Below are 18,805 nucleotides of genomic sequence, written 5' to 3' on the forward strand. Positions count from 1 at the left end.
GGCTCCGGGTCTTCAGGCTGACGGGGCGAGGTGGACCATGGCCTTGATCACGCCATGGGAGGGGGCGCACCAGCGCGGCATGGCCTCGGGCACCTCGGCGAGTTCGGCGCGGTGGGTGATCATCGCGGTTTCCTGCAGCCGGCCGGCCGCCATCAGGCTCGCTACCCGGTCGAAATCCTCGCGGGTGGCATTGCGGCTGCTGAGCAACGTCATCTCCCGGCGATGGAAGTCCGGGTCGTTGAAGGTGATGTCCGACTTGACGATGCTCACCAGTACATAGCGCCCCCCGTGGCCGACGAAGTCGAACCCCTTCTGCATGGCGTGGGCATTGCCGCTGGCATCGAAGACCACATCGGCCAAGGCGCCGTCACTGATGCCGGCTAGGAACTCGACCGGATCTTCCTGTGTGGGGTTGAGGGTCAACTCGATGCCCAGCGTCTCGCGGCAGAAGGCCAGGCGCTGTTCGCTGGGGTCGATCACCACCACCCTGGCGCCGTTCTCGCGGGCGAACTGCACGACGCCCATGCCGATCGGGCCGGCGCCCACCACCACCGCCAGCGAATCGCTGTCCAGCTCGCTGCGACGCACGGCATGGGCCCCGATGGCCAGGCACTCCATCAGGGCCAGCTGATCGAGCGACAGACTCGCGGAGGGGATGAGGTGCACGGTCGGGACCGCCAGCAGGTCGCACATGCCGCCATCGCGGTGCACGCCGATCACCTGCATCCGCTGGCAGCAGTTGGTCAGGCCCTTGCGGCAGGCGCGGCACTCGCCGCAGTGCAGGTAGGGAATCAGCGAGGCATTCTGCCCCACCAGTGCCTGGTCCCGGGAATCACCCACCGCCACTATCTCGCCGGCCAGCTCGTGGCCCAGCACCCGGGGATAGCTGAAATAGGGCTGGTTACCGCCGTAGGCGTGGATATCGGTGCCGCAGATGCCGATGCGCCGGATGCGGAGCAGGGCCTCGCCCGACCCGCAGGTTGGTGTTTCACGGTCCTCGAGTTCCATCAGTCCCGGACGGGTACAGACGACGCTGCGCATCGGGAGTCTCCTGACGTTCACCGGGTTTCGTCGGCGATGACCTGCTGGTGCTGCTCGCCGAGCCCCTCGATGCCCAGGCGCATGCGCTGACCGGGCCTGAGGTAGACAGGCGGCTTCTGGCCCATTCCCACCCCCGGCGGTGTGCCGGTGGAGATGACATCGCCGGGCTGCAGGCTCATGAAGCGGCTGAGATAGCTGATCAGGACGGGAACCTGATAGACCATGGTTTCTGTACTGCCGTCCTGGTAGCGGTGGCCGTCTACCTCCAGCCACATGGCCAGCTGGTGGGGGTCGGCGATCTCGTCGGGGGTCACCAGCCAGGGCCCCAGGGGGCCGAAGGTGTCGCAGCCCTTGCCCTTGTCCCAGGTGCCACTGCGCTCCAGCTGGTATTCACGCTCCGAGACATCGTTGACCACGCAGTAGCCGGCCACGTGGTCCATGGCATCGGCTTCTTCGATATAGCGGCCGCCCTTGCCGATGACCACGCCGAGTTCCACTTCCCAGTCGGTCTTCTGTGAGCCGCGGGGAATGATCACGTCGTCGTTCGGGCCACAGATGGCGCTGGTCCACTTGTTGAACACCACGGGCTCCGGCGGGACCTGGGCGCCGGTCTCGGCGGCATGGTCGGAATAGTTGAGACCGATGCAGATGAACTTGCCGACCCGGCCGACACAGGGGCCGAGGCGGGTGTCGGCGGGAACCTCGGGAAGTCGGCTGAACTCCAGGTCTGCCAGGGTCGCCAGCCGTTCCCTGTCCAGATGGGGGCCGTCCAGGTCGGGCAGGTGGGCCGAGAGGTCGCGAATCACGCCATCAGGGTCCATCAGGCCGGGTTTCTCGTGGCCGCTCGGGCCGAAGCGTAGGAATTTCATGGTGGTTATCCTTATGGTTCAGCGGGACGGTGCGGTAACCGCGTTCAGGCCAGCCAGCCACCGTCGATGATCTGGGCGGTACCGGTGGTGTAGGCGGATTCGTCGGCGGCCAGGTAGGTGGCGAGGGCCGCAATCTCCTCGGGTGTGCCGAGTCTCCCCAGGGGCTGGCGGGCGATGAAGTCGGCATAGACGTCGGCCTCGTTGCGACCCTGGCGGCTCGCCTGCTCTCGGATACGCGCTCGCAGTGACGGGGACTCCACGGTGCCCGGGCAGATGGCATTGCAGCGTATGCCTCGGTCGATGAAGTCGGCGGCCACCGATTTCGTCAGGCCGATCACCGCGGCCTTGGTGGTGCCATAGGCGAAGCGGTTGGGCACGCCCTTGAGGCTCGACGCCACCGAGGCCATGTTGATGATGCTGCCGCCGCCATTTTCCAGCATGGCGGGCAGCAGGGCGCGGATCAGTCGATACATGGCGATGACGTTGAGCGAAAGGGAGAACGCCAGATCATCCTCGTCGCACTCCAGCAGAGAGCCGCTGGCGACATGACCGGCACAGTTGAAGAGGATGTCGAGTGGCGGAATTTCGCCAGACAGGGCGGCAATGGCCGAGGCATCGAGAACATCGAGTCGCCTCGTCTCGATGCCGCTGACGCTCGCCACTTCATCCAGTTTGTCGGTATCGACATCGGTGGCAATGACCCGGGCGCCCTCCTCGGCGAAACGCAAGGCGGTCGCCCGACCGATGCCCTGGCCCGCGCCGGTGATGAGTGCCGTCTTGTTGTAAAGTCGCATTGGCAGTTCCGTGATGTCCGGGTTTCGGCAACCGGCCGTTGCCGAGGCATGGGCCGTCGCTTGTCTTCGAAATAGCATCCGGCAGCATCCATTGTTGGTCTCATGGTATGACAGGATGCTAGCTTTCAAGCCCTTGGAGTATGGCCCAGATTTTCGGGGCCATCAAACGTCATATTGCGTGTATGTGCACCATACTTCAGGATATGGCGAAATCCTGTCCTGGTGACTCTCCCGTGAATGCCAAGTCCGTCAAGAATCCTCAGCGTCCCAGTGTTGCCGAGTTCCTCGCCGAGGCCATCTTCTCCGGCGTCTATCGACCGGGAGATTTCGTCCCCCGGGAAATCGATCTTTGCGAACAGTTCACGATCAATCGATCGGCGGTGCGCAGCGATCTGCGCCGCCTCGTGGACGTCGGGATCATCGAGCGTATCTCGGGCCATGGCTCCAAGGTCAGGGAGTACGAGGAGTGGAACATCCTGGATCCGGTAGTTACCGACTGGATAACCCGCTACGCTTCGCCAAATCCCCGGATCCAGCGGGAGATCCTCGCCTTTCGCCTGGATGTCGAGCCCTATGTCGCCATGACGGCCGCCCGCCGCGCCAAGGCGCGGGACCTCGTGGCCATCGAGGAAGCTTTCGAGGGAATGGGCAAGAATCTCTACGATGCGACCTGCGCCGAGGAGCGTCGACTGCACAGCGATTACGACGTCGCCTTCCACGTCGCCATCTTCAAGGCGACCCACAACATCGTCTGGTCCCAGCTGTCGCACATCCTGCGCCCCTCCATCTACCTGCTGGTGTCCGAATCCAACATCAGCACCACGGATCCCGAGGAGAGCCTCGAACGTCATCGACAAGTGATGGAGCATATCCGTGCCCGCAACCCGCGAGAAGCCTTCCTGGCCGCCCAGGCTGTGCTCGAGGGAACCGCCAAGGCGCTGGGTATCGAGACCGGCGACAGCCGGTTGGGGAAGGAACTGGAGCTGCTGTGAGAGCTGTTGTAAGCAGGGCCAGGATCGGCAAGGCTACAGCGGCAGGCCGTTGCGCCGCCTCAGCTCCCGGATCAGGGCGCTGTGGTCGAGGTCGCCGTCGCCATGAGCCACCAGATCCTCGTAGAGCCCGTTGACCAGCGATGACACGGGCAGTTCGAGGGCGAGTTCCGCCGCAAGCGATTCGGCGGTCCGGGTATCCTTGAGTTGCCATCTGGCAGGGCCGCCGGGGGCGAAGTCGCCCTCGATCATGCGCTGGCCGTGCTGCCTGAGGATGGTCGAATCGGCGAAGCCGCCCAGCAGGGCCTGACGGACCCGGGCGGGGTCGGCCCCGCCGCGCTCGGCCAGCAGCAAGGCCTCGGCGACGGTGGCGATGGTATTGGCGACGATCATCTGGTTGGCGAGCTTGGCGAGCTCACCGCACCCCGCCGGGCCCACGTGCACGGGGCTTCCCAGGCACTCGAGCAGCGGTCGGACAGCGTCGAAGGCGGCTTCCTCGCCACCCACCATGATCGCCAGGGTGCCCTCGATGGCGCCCCTTTCCCCGCCCGACACCGGGGCATCCAGGTAGCGGATGCCCCTCTCCTCGCAGGCCCGGGCATGCCCCTGTGCCGTCCCCATGGGGATGGAACTCATGACCACTAGGGTGCTGTCCGGCTTCATCGCGGCGAGTATGCCGGCCTGTCCGAGAATGATCTCGTCGCACACCGGGCCCGAACTCAGCATGACGATGACGATGTCGGCATCATCCACCGCCTCCAGGGGTGTGATCGAGGTCTCCACCCCCTTGTCGGCGAGGGCCCGGCTCTTGTCCGGCGAACGGTTCCAGGCCCGGACACGATGACCCGCCTCGGCGAGGCGGGCCGCCATGGGGGCTCCCATGATGCCCGTGCCGATAAAACCGATATTCCGGGAAGCGTTCATTGTGGCTCCTTGAAGAGTGGCGAGATCTGTTTCCGGGCTCGAGGCGTTCGTCATGAGAACGTGGAGTGCCGCCAGGCATTGTCGGCAAGCGATGAGACCCCTGTCCTGCTGCCGGTCAGTAGGCTTCACTCAACAGCCGGAAGAAGTCATCCCGGGTAGCGGGTCTTGGATTGGTGGCAGTGGAGTGGTCCTCGTAGGCCCACTGTGCGGCCTGGTCGAGAAGATCCCGTGGGACGCCCATGTCGCGAAGGCGCACCGGAAGGTCCAGCTTGCGGGTCAGCTCCTCGAAGGCCTGGGGCACGTCAGCCCCGGCGGGCAGCCCCATCACTTCCCGGAGCCGCGCATACTTGGCTTCGCAATGGCTCTGGTTGAAGCGCAGCACCACCGGCAGCAAGAGGGCGTTCAGGGTGCCATGGTGCAGTTCCAGCTCATGGAAGCCGCCGAGTGCATGGGACAGGGAGTGAACGGCACCGAGCCCCTTCTGGAAGGCCAGGGCGCCCTCGACGGCCGCCATCATCATTTCATGGCGGGCCTGTGCATTCGCCCCGTCCCGGGTAGCGACATGGATGTTCTGGATGGCACGCTGCAAGCCATCCAGGGCGATCGCATCGGCAGGAGGGTTGTCCCGTGGACTCAGGTAGGTTTCCACGCAGTGGGCGATGGCATCCATGCCGGTGGCCGCCGTCAGATAGGGGGGCAGCGACAGGGTCATGTCGGGATCGCAGATGGCCACCGAAGGGATCATGTGCGGAGAGATGAAGCCCAGCTTGCGCTTGTCGCGCAGGGTGATCAGGGCGCCGCGCCCCACCTCGCTGCCGGTGCCCGCGGTGGTGGGAACGGCCACCAGGGGCACGGTAGCCGCGGTGATTCTCCCGGCCCCGCCGTCGATCAAGGCATACTGGCGCAGGGGGGCCTCATGTGTCGCCAGCAGGGAGACCCCCTTGGCAAGGTCGATGCTGGACCCGCCGCCCAAGCCGATGATCCCGTCACAGCCGTGTGCCCGGAAGACCTCGAGTGCGTGTTCCACCGCCTCTTCCGTGGGATTGGGCGGCGTCTCGTCGAACACGGCGACCCGGGCCGGCAATCCACTCCTCTCGATGAAGGAATCGACCAGTCCGCTGTCCCTCAAGCCCTTGTCGGTGACAAGCAGCGGGGTCTTGATGCCGAGCAATTCGAGTTCCTCGGAGAGGCTTTGGATCGTCCCTGGACCGAAACGGATCCTGGTCAGGTAGTTGATGATGCTGGACATGGTTACTCTCAGCGGCTCGTGGGCGGATAGGGGGTCTCGACGACGGGTGTGAGGGGGCCCTTTCCGGCGAACCATGACCTCAGATTGTCGACCACGAGCTGGCCCATGGCGTCGCGTGTATGGACCGAACCCGAGCCGACATGGGGCAGAAGGACGACGTGTTCCATGTCGATCAGGGCCTGGGGGACCTCCGGCTCGTTCTCGAACACGTCCAGACCCGCCGTCAGGATGGTTTCGTTCTGGAGTGCCGTGATCAAGGCCTGCTCGTCGACGACACTGCCGCGGGCGATGTTGATCAGCACCCCCCGGGATCCCAGGGCTTCCAGAACAGCTGAATCGATCAGGTGCTGCGTACCCGGTCCACCGGGTGTCGTGACGACAAGGACATCTGCATCTCGGGCCATCTCGGTGAGGGAGGGGTAATGAGGGTAGGCCACATTCTGCTTGGGTGTGCGGCTGTGATAGATGACATCGACGCCGAAGGCCTCGAGCCTCCGGGCGATGGCGTGTCCGATGCGGCCTAGCCCCACCATGCCGATGGTTCGCTCACGCAGGCTGGGGGTCAGGGGGAAGGCCCCTTCCAGCCACTTGCCTTCGCGCACGAAACGGTCGGCCTGAGGGAACTGCCGCAGGGTAGCGATCAGCAGCCCGACGGCCGCATCGGCGACCTCGTCGGTCAGGACATCGGGCGTATTGGTGACGATGACCCCTTTTTTCCCCGCATAGGCAGCATCTACGTGATCGTAGCCGACACCGAAGCAAGAGACGATCTCCAGGGCAGGCAGTCGGTCCAGCAGGGCGGCGTCGATGGCGCGATGCCCACCCGCAGCCAGGCCGCGGATGCGAGGCGCCACCTCATCCAGATAAGACTCTGGATCAGTTTGCTCCCAAAGGCGATGCAGGATGAAAGTTTCATCGAGCTGATCGGTGATCATCTCTCGCATGGGGACGGGAACAAGGATTTCGATGTCTTTCACGATGACTCCTCTCTGTTTTTATCGATTGATGATCACTCATGATATCCTGTCATGATCTCATTTTGTCCGCAGTGAGGCTTCTGCTCTGAGGGTCATGAGTTGAAATTCACCGAAACGCATGTTCAGCATGGATTTTCGTAGGTAGTTTGTTTTCCTCTACCATCTCCGTTGTATTGCCGAGATGGCTGAGCGCCTTGTTGCAGGGCTACAGTAGCCCTCACTCGGCCGGTTCCAGGGAGGTATCGTTGAGCTCAGCAATTACATCGGAAAGCATGGGTATATAATCTTCGCCACGACCCGTGTTGACCGCCAGTGCATAGGAATTCTTCACTGCATTCGAAAGTGGATTGGCGATGCCGGCTTGAGTCGCCATGGCATCGAGATAGCACATATCCTTCAAGCCATTGCGCAATGCGAACTTGTGGGCATCGCGGTCACGCTCAAGTACATATTGCATGTAAGTCTGGTAGAACTGGCAATCCATCCGGCTGCCGCGGATGACGCTATCGAAACGCGCAGGTTCTATTCCGACCTTCTTGGCCAGCGTCAGGGCCTCGGCATAGAGGGCGCCGTATCCAAGAGAGATGAAGTTGTTGATAAGCTTCATCTTGTGGCCATCGCCAGTGGTTCCGATATGGACGATTCGCCCTGCCCAGGTTTCGAGTACCGGCTTGATACGCGCGAATGTCTCTGCATCGCACCCGACCATGGTATCGAGCTTGCCTTCCCAGGCTTCCTTCGGTGAGCGTCCCAGCGGGGCATCGACGAGGGTAACGCCGATTGCCTCGAGTTCGTCTGCCAGGGCCAGCGTGGAGTTCGGATCCGAGGTGGAGGTGTCGACGACGATCGATCCACGCTTCAGGCCTTCCTTGAGGCCATTCTCGCCTCGAATGACTGCCTCGACTTCATTCGACCCCCGTCACGCAAAGAAAAACGATCTCCGACTCGGCAGCCACTTCCTTTGCGGTTTCGACCTCTGTGGCTCCACGGCTGATCATGTCTTCCACAGGAGTTCGATTCCTGTGCGCCATGATCGTCAGCGAGAAACCCTTCTCGACGATATTCTTGGCAATACCGTGTCCCATGAAACCCAGTCCAATGAAGCCAATCTTGTTGATTGAATTCGACATGATTTATCCTTTTTTCCTGGTTCCTGAAGTAATGCTTCATGTACTTCAGAACATGCCGAAGAGCTAGGTATTTCGCCGCTCGGTAGCCTCCTTTCCTTATTCTGCAGGGAAATTGAAGGATCCCGGGTTGCCCTTGCCTGGACGTCGGCATGCGAAAGATAGGATCGATCAACAGGTGCAGCGACAACAGGATTCGCCCTGTTGTCGCTGGCTTGCACCGTCACGCCTCGCGCTTGCCATCCACCAGGCGGCTCACGCCGAGGGGGTTGCCGTCCTTGAGTGCCTCGGGCAGCAGACCCTCGGGCAGCGCCTGGTAGCACACCGGGCGCAGGAAACGGAAGATGGCCGCGCTGCCCACCGAGGTGGTGCGGCTGTCCGAGGTCGCCGGATAGGGGCCGCCATGCACCATGGAATGGCAGACTTCCACCCCGGTCGGCCAGCCGTTGGCCAGTATCCGTCCCGCCTTGCGCTCGAGCGTGGGCAGCAGGCTGCGTGCCATGTCGAGGTCGGCATCGTCCATCTGCAGGGTGGCCGTGAGCTGGCCCTCGAGCCGCTCGGCGACCCGTTGCAGCTCGTCGTTGCTGGCACAGGCCACCACCAGCGAACAGGCCCCGAAGACCTCCTGGCGCTGCAGGGTTTCGTCGCCGAGGAAATCCGCCGCCGTGGTGACGAACAGGCCGGCCTGGCACTGATTGGTCCCCGAGCCCGCCTGGCCGCGTGCCACTTCACGCACGCCGTCGTGGCCAGCGTAGTATGCCACGCCCTCCTGGTAGGCCTCGTGGGTGCCCGGGGTAAGCATGGTCTGGGCGGGGCTCTCCTTGACCGCCTCGCCGGCGGCGTCGAGGAAGGCATCCAGTGACGTGCCCTCGTGAGCGATCACCAGGCCCGGGTTGGTGCAGAACTGGCCGGCGCCCATGGTCAGCGAACCGACGAAGCCTTCGGCGATCTTGTCGCCGCGCGCCTTGAGCGCCTCCGGCAGCAGGAACACCGGGTTGATGCTGCTCATCTCGGCGTAGACCGGGATCGGCTCCGCGCGGTTCTGGGCGATCGTCATCAGGGCGGTACCGCCACTGCGCGAGCCGGTAAAGCCCACCGCCTTGATGCGCGGATCGGCGACCAGCGCCGCCCCCACTTCGCGGCCGGAGCCGAACAGCAGCGAGAACACGCCTTCGGGCAGGCCGCAGGCCTTGACCGCCTTCTGGAGAGCGCGGCCCACCAGCTCGGAGGTACCGGGGTGCGCCGAGTGCGCCTTGACCACCACCGGACAGCCGGCGGCCAGGCTTGATGCGGTATCGCCGCCGGCGACGGAGAACGCCAGCGGGAAATTGCTGGGACCGAACACGGCCACGGGCCCCAGGGCGACGTGGCGCTGGCGCAGGTCGAGACGCGGCATCGGCTCACGGTCGGGCAGGGCCGGGTCGACGCGCACGTCGAGCCATTCCCCGGCGCGTACCACCGAGGCGAACAGGCGCAGCTGGCCGCAGGTGCGACCGCGCTCACCCTCCATGCGCGGCCGGGGCAGGCCGCTCTCGGCCATGGCGCGCTCGATCAGGTCATCGCCGATCGCCTCGATCTCGCTGGCGATGGTCTCGAGGAACACCGCCCGCTCCTCCGGGGAGGTCTCGCGGTAGGTATCGAAGGCGCTCCAGGCCAGCTCGCAGGCCTGGGCAACCTCCTCCTTGCCGCCGCCGACATAGGCGGGCTCCAGGGTCTCGCCGGTGGCGGGATTGATGGCGTTGATGGGATTCGCGTTTCCGCTGACGGCCCTCTGGCCGATCAGTAGCTTGCCTTCCAGTGCCATGATGTTCTCCTGGTATGGAATCAGAGTGAGGGAATCTCGACGGTGGCCGGAGTCACCGTCTCGAAGCGCAAGGCATTGCGCAGCGGCCTTCCGAAGTCGGCCAGGGCGATCTCGAAGCGGTCGCCTTCGCGGGTCCGGATGCCGTCGGCGAAGCTCAGGGTCGCCGTGCCGAAGAAGTGCACGTGAACGTCCCCCGGTCGCCTGAAGTTGGCGTACTTGAAGTGGTGATGCTCCAGGTTGGCCAGGCTGTGGGCCATGTTGGCCTCGCCGGTCAGGAACGGCTTCTCCCATAGCGTCTCGCCGTCGCGCACGATGCGGCTGGTACCCTCCAGGTGGGCGGGCAGCTCGCCGACCAGCAACTCCGGCCCGAAGCTGCAGGCGCGCAGCTTGGAGTGGGCCAGCCAGAGGTAGTTGAAGCGCTCGGTGACATGGTCGGAGAACTCGTTGCCGATGGCGAAGCCGACCCGCCAGGGGGTGCCGTCGTCGCCGATCACGTAGAGCCCGGCAAGCTCCGGCTCCTCGCCGGCATCCTCGGCGAAGCCGGGTACCGGGATCTCGGCTTCCGGGGCCGCCACGCAGCCGCCGTCGCCCTTGTAGAACCACTCCGGCTGGGCGCCGGTCTCGCCGGCGGCGGGCTTGCCGTTCTCGACCCCCAGCTTGAACATGCGCATGGAGTCGGTCAACTCCGCCTCGTCGGCCTGGGCCTTGGCGTGCATCGCCGAGCGGGTATCGGCACTGCCCAGGTGGGTCAGGCCGGTGCCGGTGACCAGGCAGTGGGCCGGGTCGGGATGGGTCAGCGGCGGCAACAGTTGCTTCTCGTCGATCAGCGTCTGGTAGTCGAGCCGCTCGTCGGTCGATGCCGACTCGATGATTTCGCCGAGTGATTTGCCGGCGCGGATCGCGCGAAGGGCGAGGGTATAGGTATCGGCATCGAGCAGCCTGATCTGCTGCTCGCTTTCCACCAGGGCGGCGTGAACCCGACCCTGATGGTCACACTGGATCAATCGCATGGTGCTCTCCTCATGGAAGGGGAATCGAGGGTCATCATAGCGGCCAGATGGCCAGTTGCGGCCACATCAGGAGGGCGGCCAGGACGCACAGCTGGATGGCCATGAAGGGCAGTACCGAGAGGTAGATGTCCTGCAGGCTGATATCCGGCGGTGCCACGCTCTTGAGATAGAAGGCGGCGGGACCGAAGGGGGGCGAGAGGAACGACACCTGCATGTTCACGGCGAAGAGGATGCCGAACCAGATGGGGTCGTAGCCCAGTTGGATGACGATGGGCAGGAAGATCGGCAGGGCCAGCATGGCGATGCCGATCCAGTCGAGGAAGAGCCCGAGGATCAGCATGATCGCCATCATCACCAGGATGATCACGATGGGAGCCACATCGAGCCCCAGGATCATGCCCGACACGAAGCGATTGCCACCCATCAGGTTGTAGACGCCCACCAGGGTCGCGGCGCCGATGCCGATCCAGATGATCATGCCGCAGGTGTTCATCGTCTGGCCCAGGCTGTGGTGCAGCATGCCCATGGCGAACTCGCCGCGCACGACGATGGCCAGCAGTACCCCGAACACCCCCATGGCAGCGGCCTCGGTCACCGAGGCGATGCCGCCGTAGATGGTGCCCAGCACCAGGAAGGCGATCAACGCCGGCAGCACGATGGCCTTGACGGCATCGAGCCTGCTGGCGAAGGGGTTGTCCTGGGTGGACTCGTTCAGGGGCGGCCCCAGGGCGGGGTTCTTCAGGCAGCGCACCAGCACATAGGCGATGTACGACCCCATGAGGATCACCGCCGGGGTAATGGCGGCGGTGAACAGTTCGGCGATCGATACGCTGGCGATAAGGCCGTAGATGATCAGCACGATCGACGGCGGCATCATGGTGCCGAGGGCGCCGCCGGCGCACACCACGCCGATGGAGAGCCGCTTGTCGTAACCCAGGCGCAGCATCTGCGGCAGGGCCAGGATGCCCAGCAGCACGATCTCCCCGCCGATGATCCCCGAGAGGGCAGCGAGGAAGAAGGCCACCACGATGGTCTGTACCGCCACGCCTCCGGGCAGGCGTCCGGCGAAGACGCGCATGGCATTGAAGAGGTCCTTGGCGATCCCCGAGCGGTCGAGCAGCGAGGCCATCAGCACGAACATCGGTACCGCCACCAGGGAGTATTCGGTGATGAAGCCGTAGACCCGGCTGGTGACCAGCGTCAGGGCGGACTCGCCGAACCAGCCGAAGGTGAAGACCATGGCGACCAGGCCGGTGATGAAGGCCAGTGGCAGGCCGGTCACCAGCAGCGCGAAGATCGCGCCGACCATCAGGATCGTCGCTGTTCCGATATCCATCAGCGCATCTCCTCGTCAGTCTGGGCGGGCCTCGCCCTGATCGACTCGATCAGGTGCAGCACGGCCTGAAGCGTCATCAGGGCCAGGGCGAAGAAGATCGCGCCCTTGACCATGGCGGGAAAGGGCGGATTCCAGGACGTCCCGGAGCGCTCCAGGGACCACTCGCCCAGCGGGTTGTGCGTCGCTCCCCAGAACATCTGGAAGGCCGCGTAGCTCATGGTCAGGCAGAAGGCCAGGGTCAGGAGGTCGTTGAGGCGATCCATCCAGCATTTGAGCCGGGGACCGGCGCTGTCGTAGAGCACCTTGACGCGGATATGGCTGTTGCGCGCCATGGCGGCCGGCCCGCCGAGCGCGAAGATCACCGCGATCAGGAACACCACGGTCTCGTGCACCCAGGAGGTCGGGTTGTTGAAGCCGTAGCGCATGAAGACCTCCACCACGCTGATGCCCATGGCGAGCAGCACCAGCCAGGCTGCAAGGCGGGCTCCGCGGGCGATCACCTTGTCGAGGGCGTTGCGTTCGGGGGAGACCTCCTCGACCTTCTCGAGAATATCGGAGAGGTCCTGCGTATCGGGAGAGAGATCTTGAGTATCAGGGGGTTTCTGGGGCATGGCTCGCCTCCGAGCCCATCACCCGAGGGGCTGCCTCGGGTGATGGGACGGTTGGGGATGAGAGACGATGAATCAGAGCAGGTTGCGCGAGCGCAGGAAGGCAGTCGCCGAGTCATAGATCTTCTGGGTCATTTCGTTCTCACCGGCCCACTCCTTCCACTCCTGCTCTGCCGCTGTACGGAACTTCTTGCGCTCCTCGGCAGGGAGGTCGAAGGGATGGACATCGGGATCTTCCAGAAGCTTCTGCAGGGTTTCGATGTCCTGCTGCTTGAGGCGGGCGATCAGGTCATAGGCCATGCCGTCGAAGGCGGTATTGAGGGTGGTCTGCAGCTCCTCGGGCAGGCTGTCCCAGATATCCTTGTTGATCGATACGGCGATCATCGGCATGGAGTGGAAGCCGGGATACAGGGGGTAGGGAGCGAAGGCGTGCAGGCCCATGGCGTCGTTGTTGGACAGCACCGTGGAGTCGGCAGCATCGATCACGCCTTTCTCCAGGCCGGTATAGACCTCGGAGCCGGGCAGGTTGACCGGGGTGGCGCCGATGCGTTCGAAGATGTTGTAGACCATGCCCTGGGGGGCGCGGATCTTCAGGCCTTCGAAATCCTCGAGGGATTCGATGGGCACAGTGGAGGGAACGGATTCCAGCGGGAAGGTCGCCGCAGCGATCAGGTGAGCACCATAGGGCTCCACCAGCTCGTTATAGAGCTCTTCCCCGCCCCCGTACTTCATGTACTCCAGGAAGTCGTAGGGGTTCTGCCAGGCACCGACCAGATTGCCGAGCATGCCAAAGGCGGGATCCTGGCCGGAGAAGTAGCTGGGATCGGTCATGTGGCCCTGGAGGATACCGGCACTGACGGCGCTCAGGGTTTCGGTAGGCCCAACCACGGCGTTGATCGGCATGACCTCGATCTCGACCCGACCATCGGTCATCCGGGTGATCTTCTCCGCCCACTCTTCCTTGATCTTGAAGCTGGGCTCGCCGGAGGTCTCCGAGGCCTGGAACTTCCATTCGTATTCGGCTGCCTGGGCCGCAGGCAGGCCCAGCAGCAGGACGGATCCGCCAAGGATGAGGGGGTGCTTCAGCTTGAGCATAGAATTCTCCATTGAGGAAGGTTGTTGTTGTGGCGTGAGGTGCGCGTTGGGTCCCGTTCGGGGGCCTCTGCAATGTCGAACATTGCGTCTATTTGTTCAACATATACTTTCGTATGTATCGACTAGGAATGGGCGAGCGAGTACCGTCTCGGCATGTCACTGTATTTCCGGGGCGAGCCTCGGCCTCGATTCCATGAAAGGAGAGTCCTCCATGACCGATCGCAAGCGCCCGCTGCGCAGCGCCGAGTGGTTCGGCAGCGCCGACAAGAACGGCTTCATGTATCGCAGCTGGATGAAGAATCAGGGGATTCCCGACCATGAGTTCCAGGGCAAGCCGATCATCGGCATCTGCAACACCTGGTCGGAACTGACGCCCTGTAATGCCCACTTCCGCAAGCTTGCCGACCACGTGAAACAGGGCGTTCTCGAGGCTGGCGGCTACCCAGTCGAATTCCCGGTATTTTCCAATGGCGAGTCCAACCTGCGCCCCACCGCAATGTTCACCCGCAACCTGGCGAGCATGGACGTGGAAGAGGCAATTCGTGGTAATCCCATGGATGCGGTGGTGCTGCTGGTAGGCTGCGACAAGACGACTCCGGCGCTGCTGATGGGGGCGGCCAGCTGCGATATCCCCACCATCGTGGTGACCGGCGGCCCCATGCTCAACGGCAAGCACAAGGGCCGGGACATCGGCTCGGGCACCGTAGTCTGGCAGCTTTCCGAACAGGTCAAGGCCGGCAAGATCTCCATGCACGACTTCATGGCCGCAGAGGCTGGCATGTCGCGCTCGGCGGGCACCTGCAACACCATGGGCACTGCCTCGACCATGGCCTGCATGGCGGAATCCCTGGGAACCTCGCTACCGCACAATGCCGCTATTCCCGCCGTGGATTCCCGCCGCTACGTGATGGCACACCTCTCCGGCAACCGCATCGTCGAGATGGTCAACGAAGACCTGAAACTCTCCAAGGTGCTGACCCGCCAGGCTTTCGAGAACGCGATTCGCACCAATGCCGCCATCGGCGGTTCGACCAATGCCGTGATCCATCTCAAGGCGATTGCCGGGCGTATCGGGGTTGACCTCTCTCTCGATGACTGGACACGCATCGGCCGCGGCACGCCCACCATCGTTGACCTCCAGCCCTCGGGGCGCTTCCTGATGGAGGAGTTCTACTATGCCGGCGGCCTGCCGGGCGTGCTGCGCCGCCTGGGCGAGGCGGATCGGCTGCCGCACAAGGATGCCTTGACCGTCAATGGCAAGACGCTCTGGGAGAACGTCCAGGAGGCGCCGATCTACGATGACGAGGTCATCCGTCCGCTGGACTCTCCATTGGTCCCCGATGGGGGCATGTGCGTGTTGCAAGGCAACCTGGCGCCCCGCGGCGCGGTGCTCAAGCCCTCGGCGGCGAGTCCCGAGTTGATGCAGCACCGGGGCCGCGCGGTGGTCTTCGAGGACTTCGACGACTACAAGGCGCGCATCAACGACCCCGACCTGGAGGTCGATGCAGAGAGTATCCTGGTGATGAAAAACTGCGGACCGCGTGGCTACCACGGTATGGCCGAAGTCGGCAACATGGGTCTGCCGTCCAAGCTGCTCGAGCAGGGTGTCACCGATATGGTGCGAATTTCGGACGCGCGCATGAGCGGTACCGCCTATGGCACCGTGGTGCTTCACGTGGCGCCGGAAGCGGCGGCCGGCGGCCCATTGGCGGCGGTACACAACGGCGACTGGATCGAGCTGGACTGTGATTCGGGTCGGCTGCACCTGGAGATCAGCGACGCCGATCTCCAGGCCCGGCTGGCGGAGAGCGATCCCACCGCGGCGTCACGGCGCATCGCCAGCGACGGCGGTTATCGCCAGCTCTACATCGAGCGAGTGCTGCAGGCTGACGAAGGCTGCGACTTCGACTTCCTGGTGGGCTGTCGCGGTGCCGAGGTGCCCAGGCACTCGCATTGACCGTGCAATCCGGAAGGAGACGGCATGCTCAGCCCTCTATGACGGAATGCGTCTGGTCCGGGCGCGCCTTGCTGTGGGAAGGGCCTCTCTGGTGCCCTCAGCGTGCCAGCCAGCCGCCGTCCACCGCGAGGGCGTGGCCATTGACATAGGCGGCGGCCGGGGAGCAGAGGAAGACCACCGCACCGGCGAGATCCTCCGGCTTCCCCCAGCGGCCAGCGGGAATGCGTCCGAGTATCTCCGCGCTGCGGTTTTTATCGTCTCGAAGTGCCTGGGTGTTGTCAGTGGCCATGTAGCCGGGTGCGATGGCATTGACGGTGATGCCGTATGCCGCCCACTCGTTGGCTAGCAGGCGAGTCAGGCCCAGGATGCCACTCTTGCTGGCGGTGTAGGAGGGAACCCGGATACCGCCCTGAAAGGAGAGTACCGAGGCGATGTTGACGATCCGCCCGGGGGCCTGGCGCTCGACCAGATGGCGAGCGACCTGTTGAGCGAGGAAGAACGCCGCCTTGAGGTTGACGTCGACCACGTCATCCCAGTCCTCCTCCGAGAACTCCAGGGCCGGTGCCCGCCGGATGATGCCGGCGTTGTTGACCAGGATGTCTACCTGGCCGGCCAGGGCTACCGCCTCGTCCACGATCCCGGCGGGGCTGTCGCGACCCAGCTCGGCCTCGACATCGAAGAACCGTCGGCCCAGTGCGGCTACCCGGGCGCAGGTGTCGGTGGCGGGGCTGCGGTTGACCCCCACCACGTCGGCACCCGCCTCGGCCAGGGCGACGGCCATGGCCTGGCCAAGGCCCTTGTTGCAGCCGGTGACCATGGCGACCTGGCCTGTCAGAGAGAAAGGTGTCATCCAGCGAGCCTCCTTGAGCGGGGAACGGCCGGGCGTTTCAGGCCCGGGATGGGACGGTTTCGACGAGCCCGCCAATGACCTGCAGGAGTTCGCTGGCATGGCGGATGCCGATGGCCCCCTCGGGGGTGGTCTCCTCGTCGGGGAAGTGGTTGAGATGGATAACCCGCATGCCGGCCGCCAGGCCGGCGGCCACGCCCACGGCGGCGTCGTCGATCACCACACAGCGTTCGGGCGGATAGCCCATGGCCGCGGCGGCCGCGAGGAAGAGTCCCGGGTCGGGCTTCCAGACGCCCAGCGTATAGGCGCTGAAGAGGTTGTCGCCGAAGTGGGCGACCAGGCCAGCGCTCTCCATGGCGCAGCGTATCTTGCGCTCGGGGCCGTTGGAGACCACGGCCATGGGATGGTCGGCCAGGCCGGTAAGCGTCTGTGCCATGCCGTCGATCGCCTGGAGATCCTCGCGCATGCGGGTCTCCAGGCGATCGCGCATCTCGGCTTCCATTACCGGGAAGCGGCCCTCCTCCAAGGGACCATGACGGCTTTCCAGGGTCTCGATGATGGTCTGGAAGCGCACGCCCCGGAACTCCTCCATGTATTGGCGGGCGGTAAAGGGGAGGCCGAAGCGCGGCAGCACCTCGGCCATCACGTCGGCGAGGAGGATCTCGCTGTCGACCAGGGTGCCGTCGGAGTCGAAGAGCAGGCAGAGGGAGGATGACATGGTGGCCTCGGAACGGAAGGGTTGAATCTTGATGGCCAGGATACCAGATGGCCGGGGCGATTGGCCGGCAGGCCCCTAGATCAGCTCGTCCGAGTGATGAATGACGCTGGCCAGCACCTGGGCGGCGGCGCCTCGGGCGGCGACGAAGCTGTAATCCTCGATCACGCGCAGAGGGATCTGTCGCGGAGTGCCCAGCAGGCGATTCTGATTGGCCTCGAAATAGGCCAGGGCAGGATCCAGAAGGGGGGCACCCAGCGGGGTGAGAGAGCCGCCCAGCACGATCTCCGAGGGGTTGAGGGTATGGTGCAGGTTGAGCAGCAGGATGCCCAGTGCCTCGCCGGCCCGGCGCAGGGTGAGCTGCACCTCGGTCTCGTTCAGGCGCGGGCGCAGGGCCTGGATGAGGTCTTCCTCCTCGGCGATGCCCAGGGCTGCGCGAATCGACCAACCGCTGACCAGGGTCTCCGCGCAGCCACGATTACCGCAATGGCAGTACAGCCCACCTGGTTGCAGTACGGTATGGCCGATCTCGCCGGCGAGTCCCTGGATGCCTCTGGTCATCATCGGCGGGTGGTTGCCCTCGACCATGCCGCTACCGATACCCGTGCCGGCGCTGACATACATCAGCGACTCGGGGATCCTGTCCGTACGGAAGTAGATCTCGCCGAAAGCGGCCGAATTGGCTTCGTTGTCCATCAGCCAGGTGCCTTCGAGGCCGGGGAGATGAGAACGCATCAGCTCCAGAAAGCGTATGTCCCGCCAGCCCAGGTTGGGGGCCAGGCGCAACACCGGCTCGCCGGGGGCGATAGGGCCGGGCAGGGTGACGCCGAGTCCCAGGCACCGGCGTCCGGTCACCGATGGTGCCCTCGTCAGCCCGCCAAGAAGGTCCCCGAGTCGTTCGGCCGTGGCTTCCGGCGTAGTCGGGATGAAATGTTCGTGATGCGACTCGAGCACCTGGCCGGAGAGGTTGCAGGCCACCAGGCGAAGGCCGTGCACGCCCACTTCGGCACCGAGCAGCACGTGGCGGTCGTTGTTGAGGTGAAGGGCGCGGCCGGGGCGGCCGCCGCTGCTTTTCTGCAGCTCGCCTTCGCGTAGCCAGCCCTGGTGCAGCAGCGACTGGACGCAGCCACCCACGGTGGCCTTGGTCAGCTGTGCCTGGCTGGAGATGTCGGCGCGGGTGAGGCCGGGAGTGCGGCGCACCATCTCGAGAATGGCGCTGCGGTTCAGTCGTTTGAGGAAGGGAAGATCGCCACCCCTGTGCTGCTGGAAGCTTGTCGACATGGATGAAACGAGACCTGTCTGTTTTGTGCCGGCAGTGAGCGGGATAGGCCGCCGGAGCCATTATCGTGATCTTCCCCTCATCGCTGATCCCGAGGGAACTTGATGCTTAGATTAAACGAATGCAAGCGCTCGAGTCACGCCAGGACATCCTTGGCCCCAGGGCTGCTCCAACGGGTTTCCTT

At 64.4% G+C, this 18,805-nt stretch carries 18 protein-coding genes; 2 read left to right on the top strand and 16 right to left on the bottom strand.

Annotation, left to right across the window (positions count from 1 at the left end):
- Positions 1-12 precede the first annotated feature (12 nt).
- From HALO32_RS01820 to HALO32_RS01830, 3 genes are read right to left on the bottom strand one after another with little or no spacing between them, the layout of a single operon-like run.
- Positions 13-1,041, bottom strand: a complete 1,029-nt coding sequence (locus tag HALO32_RS01820; protein WP_151442075.1) for a zinc-binding alcohol dehydrogenase family protein — start codon at positions 1,039-1,041, stop codon at positions 13-15.
- Between the two features lie 17 nt (positions 1,042-1,058).
- Entirely contained in the window at positions 1,059-1,910 is an 852-nt protein-coding gene (locus tag HALO32_RS01825) for a fumarylacetoacetate hydrolase family protein (RefSeq protein ID WP_151442076.1), read from the bottom strand.
- A 44-nt stretch (positions 1,911-1,954) separates the two neighbouring features.
- Positions 1,955-2,704, bottom strand: a complete 750-nt coding sequence (locus HALO32_RS01830; protein WP_192576411.1) for an SDR family oxidoreductase — start codon at positions 2,702-2,704, stop codon at positions 1,955-1,957.
- Between the two features lie 203 nt (positions 2,705-2,907).
- On the opposite strand from HALO32_RS01830, the gene HALO32_RS01835 reads away from it, so the two are divergent.
- The gene (locus HALO32_RS01835; RefSeq protein WP_151442077.1) at positions 2,908-3,696 is read left to right on the top strand and encodes a FadR/GntR family transcriptional regulator; all 789 of its coding nucleotides are present in this window, start codon (positions 2,908-2,910) and stop codon (positions 3,694-3,696) included.
- Between the two features lie 33 nt (positions 3,697-3,729).
- Here the strand turns inward: HALO32_RS01835 and HALO32_RS01840 are convergent, their stop codons facing one another.
- The 10 genes from HALO32_RS01840 to HALO32_RS01880 all read right to left on the bottom strand — a co-directional run bounded on the left by HALO32_RS01840 (position 3,730) and on the right by HALO32_RS01880 (position 13,823).
- Positions 3,730-4,617, bottom strand: a complete 888-nt coding sequence (locus tag HALO32_RS01840; RefSeq protein WP_151442078.1) for an NAD(P)-dependent oxidoreductase — start codon at positions 4,615-4,617, stop codon at positions 3,730-3,732.
- A 115-nt stretch (positions 4,618-4,732) separates the two neighbouring features.
- Complete coding sequence (locus HALO32_RS01845; protein ID WP_151442079.1) at positions 4,733-5,866, bottom strand: iron-containing alcohol dehydrogenase; 1,134 nt, start codon at positions 5,864-5,866, stop codon at positions 4,733-4,735.
- 8 nt (positions 5,867-5,874) lie between these two features.
- A complete protein-coding gene (locus HALO32_RS01850) occupies positions 5,875-6,843 on the bottom strand; it encodes a 2-hydroxyacid dehydrogenase (protein WP_225809651.1) in 969 nt (322 codons plus the stop codon).
- Positions 6,844-7,060: 217 nt separating this feature from the next.
- Positions 7,061-7,735 (bottom strand): NAD(P)-dependent oxidoreductase, encoded by a 675-nt coding sequence (locus HALO32_RS18055; RefSeq protein WP_407646806.1) that lies wholly within the window; start codon positions 7,733-7,735, stop codon positions 7,061-7,063.
- A gap of 13 nt (positions 7,736-7,748) precedes the next feature.
- Entirely contained in the window at positions 7,749-7,973 is a 225-nt protein-coding gene (locus tag HALO32_RS18190) for an NAD(P)-binding domain-containing protein (protein ID WP_233279898.1), read from the bottom strand.
- A gap of 220 nt (positions 7,974-8,193) precedes the next feature.
- Positions 8,194-9,774 (bottom strand): aldehyde dehydrogenase (NADP(+)), encoded by a 1,581-nt coding sequence (locus HALO32_RS01860; protein ID WP_151442080.1) that lies wholly within the window; start codon positions 9,772-9,774, stop codon positions 8,194-8,196.
- A 20-nt stretch (positions 9,775-9,794) separates the two neighbouring features.
- Complete coding sequence (gene araD1 / locus HALO32_RS01865; RefSeq protein ID WP_151442081.1) at positions 9,795-10,784, bottom strand: AraD1 family protein; 990 nt, start codon at positions 10,782-10,784, stop codon at positions 9,795-9,797.
- 34 nt (positions 10,785-10,818) lie between these two features.
- The gene (locus tag HALO32_RS01870) at positions 10,819-12,120 is read right to left on the bottom strand and encodes a TRAP transporter large permease (RefSeq protein ID WP_151442082.1); all 1,302 of its coding nucleotides are present in this window, start codon (positions 12,118-12,120) and stop codon (positions 10,819-10,821) included.
- Complete coding sequence (locus HALO32_RS01875; RefSeq protein WP_151442083.1) at positions 12,120-12,731, bottom strand: TRAP transporter small permease subunit; 612 nt, start codon at positions 12,729-12,731, stop codon at positions 12,120-12,122. The genes HALO32_RS01870 and HALO32_RS01875 overlap by 1 nt, the downstream gene beginning before the upstream one ends.
- Before the next feature lie 72 nt (positions 12,732-12,803).
- Positions 12,804-13,823, bottom strand: coding sequence for a TRAP transporter substrate-binding protein (locus HALO32_RS01880; RefSeq protein WP_151442084.1), 1,020 nt, complete (start codon positions 13,821-13,823; stop codon positions 12,804-12,806).
- A gap of 211 nt (positions 13,824-14,034) precedes the next feature.
- Between HALO32_RS01880 and HALO32_RS01885 the strand changes: the two genes are divergently transcribed.
- Positions 14,035-15,780 carry an IlvD/Edd family dehydratase gene (locus HALO32_RS01885; protein ID WP_151442085.1) on the top strand — a complete coding sequence of 582 codons (1,746 nt, stop codon included), beginning with the start codon at positions 14,035-14,037 and terminating at the stop codon, positions 15,778-15,780.
- 97 nt (positions 15,781-15,877) lie between these two features.
- Here HALO32_RS01885 and kduD read toward each other — a convergent pair whose 3' ends face one another.
- From kduD to HALO32_RS01900, 3 genes are all read right to left on the bottom strand, one after another.
- Entirely contained in the window at positions 15,878-16,630 is a 753-nt protein-coding gene (gene kduD, locus HALO32_RS01890) for a 2-dehydro-3-deoxy-D-gluconate 5-dehydrogenase KduD (protein ID WP_151442086.1), read from the bottom strand.
- 37 nt (positions 16,631-16,667) lie between these two features.
- Positions 16,668-17,345 (bottom strand): HAD-IA family hydrolase, encoded by a 678-nt coding sequence (locus HALO32_RS01895; RefSeq protein WP_151442087.1) that lies wholly within the window; start codon positions 17,343-17,345, stop codon positions 16,668-16,670.
- 75 nt (positions 17,346-17,420) lie between these two features.
- Positions 17,421-18,623 carry an ROK family protein gene (locus HALO32_RS01900; protein WP_151442088.1) on the bottom strand — a complete coding sequence of 401 codons (1,203 nt, stop codon included), beginning with the start codon at positions 18,621-18,623 and terminating at the stop codon, positions 17,421-17,423.
- Positions 18,624-18,805: the final 182 nt, after the last annotated feature.

This window comes from Halomonas lysinitropha, assembly GCF_902500215.1.
GTDB lineage: Bacteria > Pseudomonadota > Gammaproteobacteria > Pseudomonadales > Halomonadaceae > Halomonas > Halomonas lysinitropha.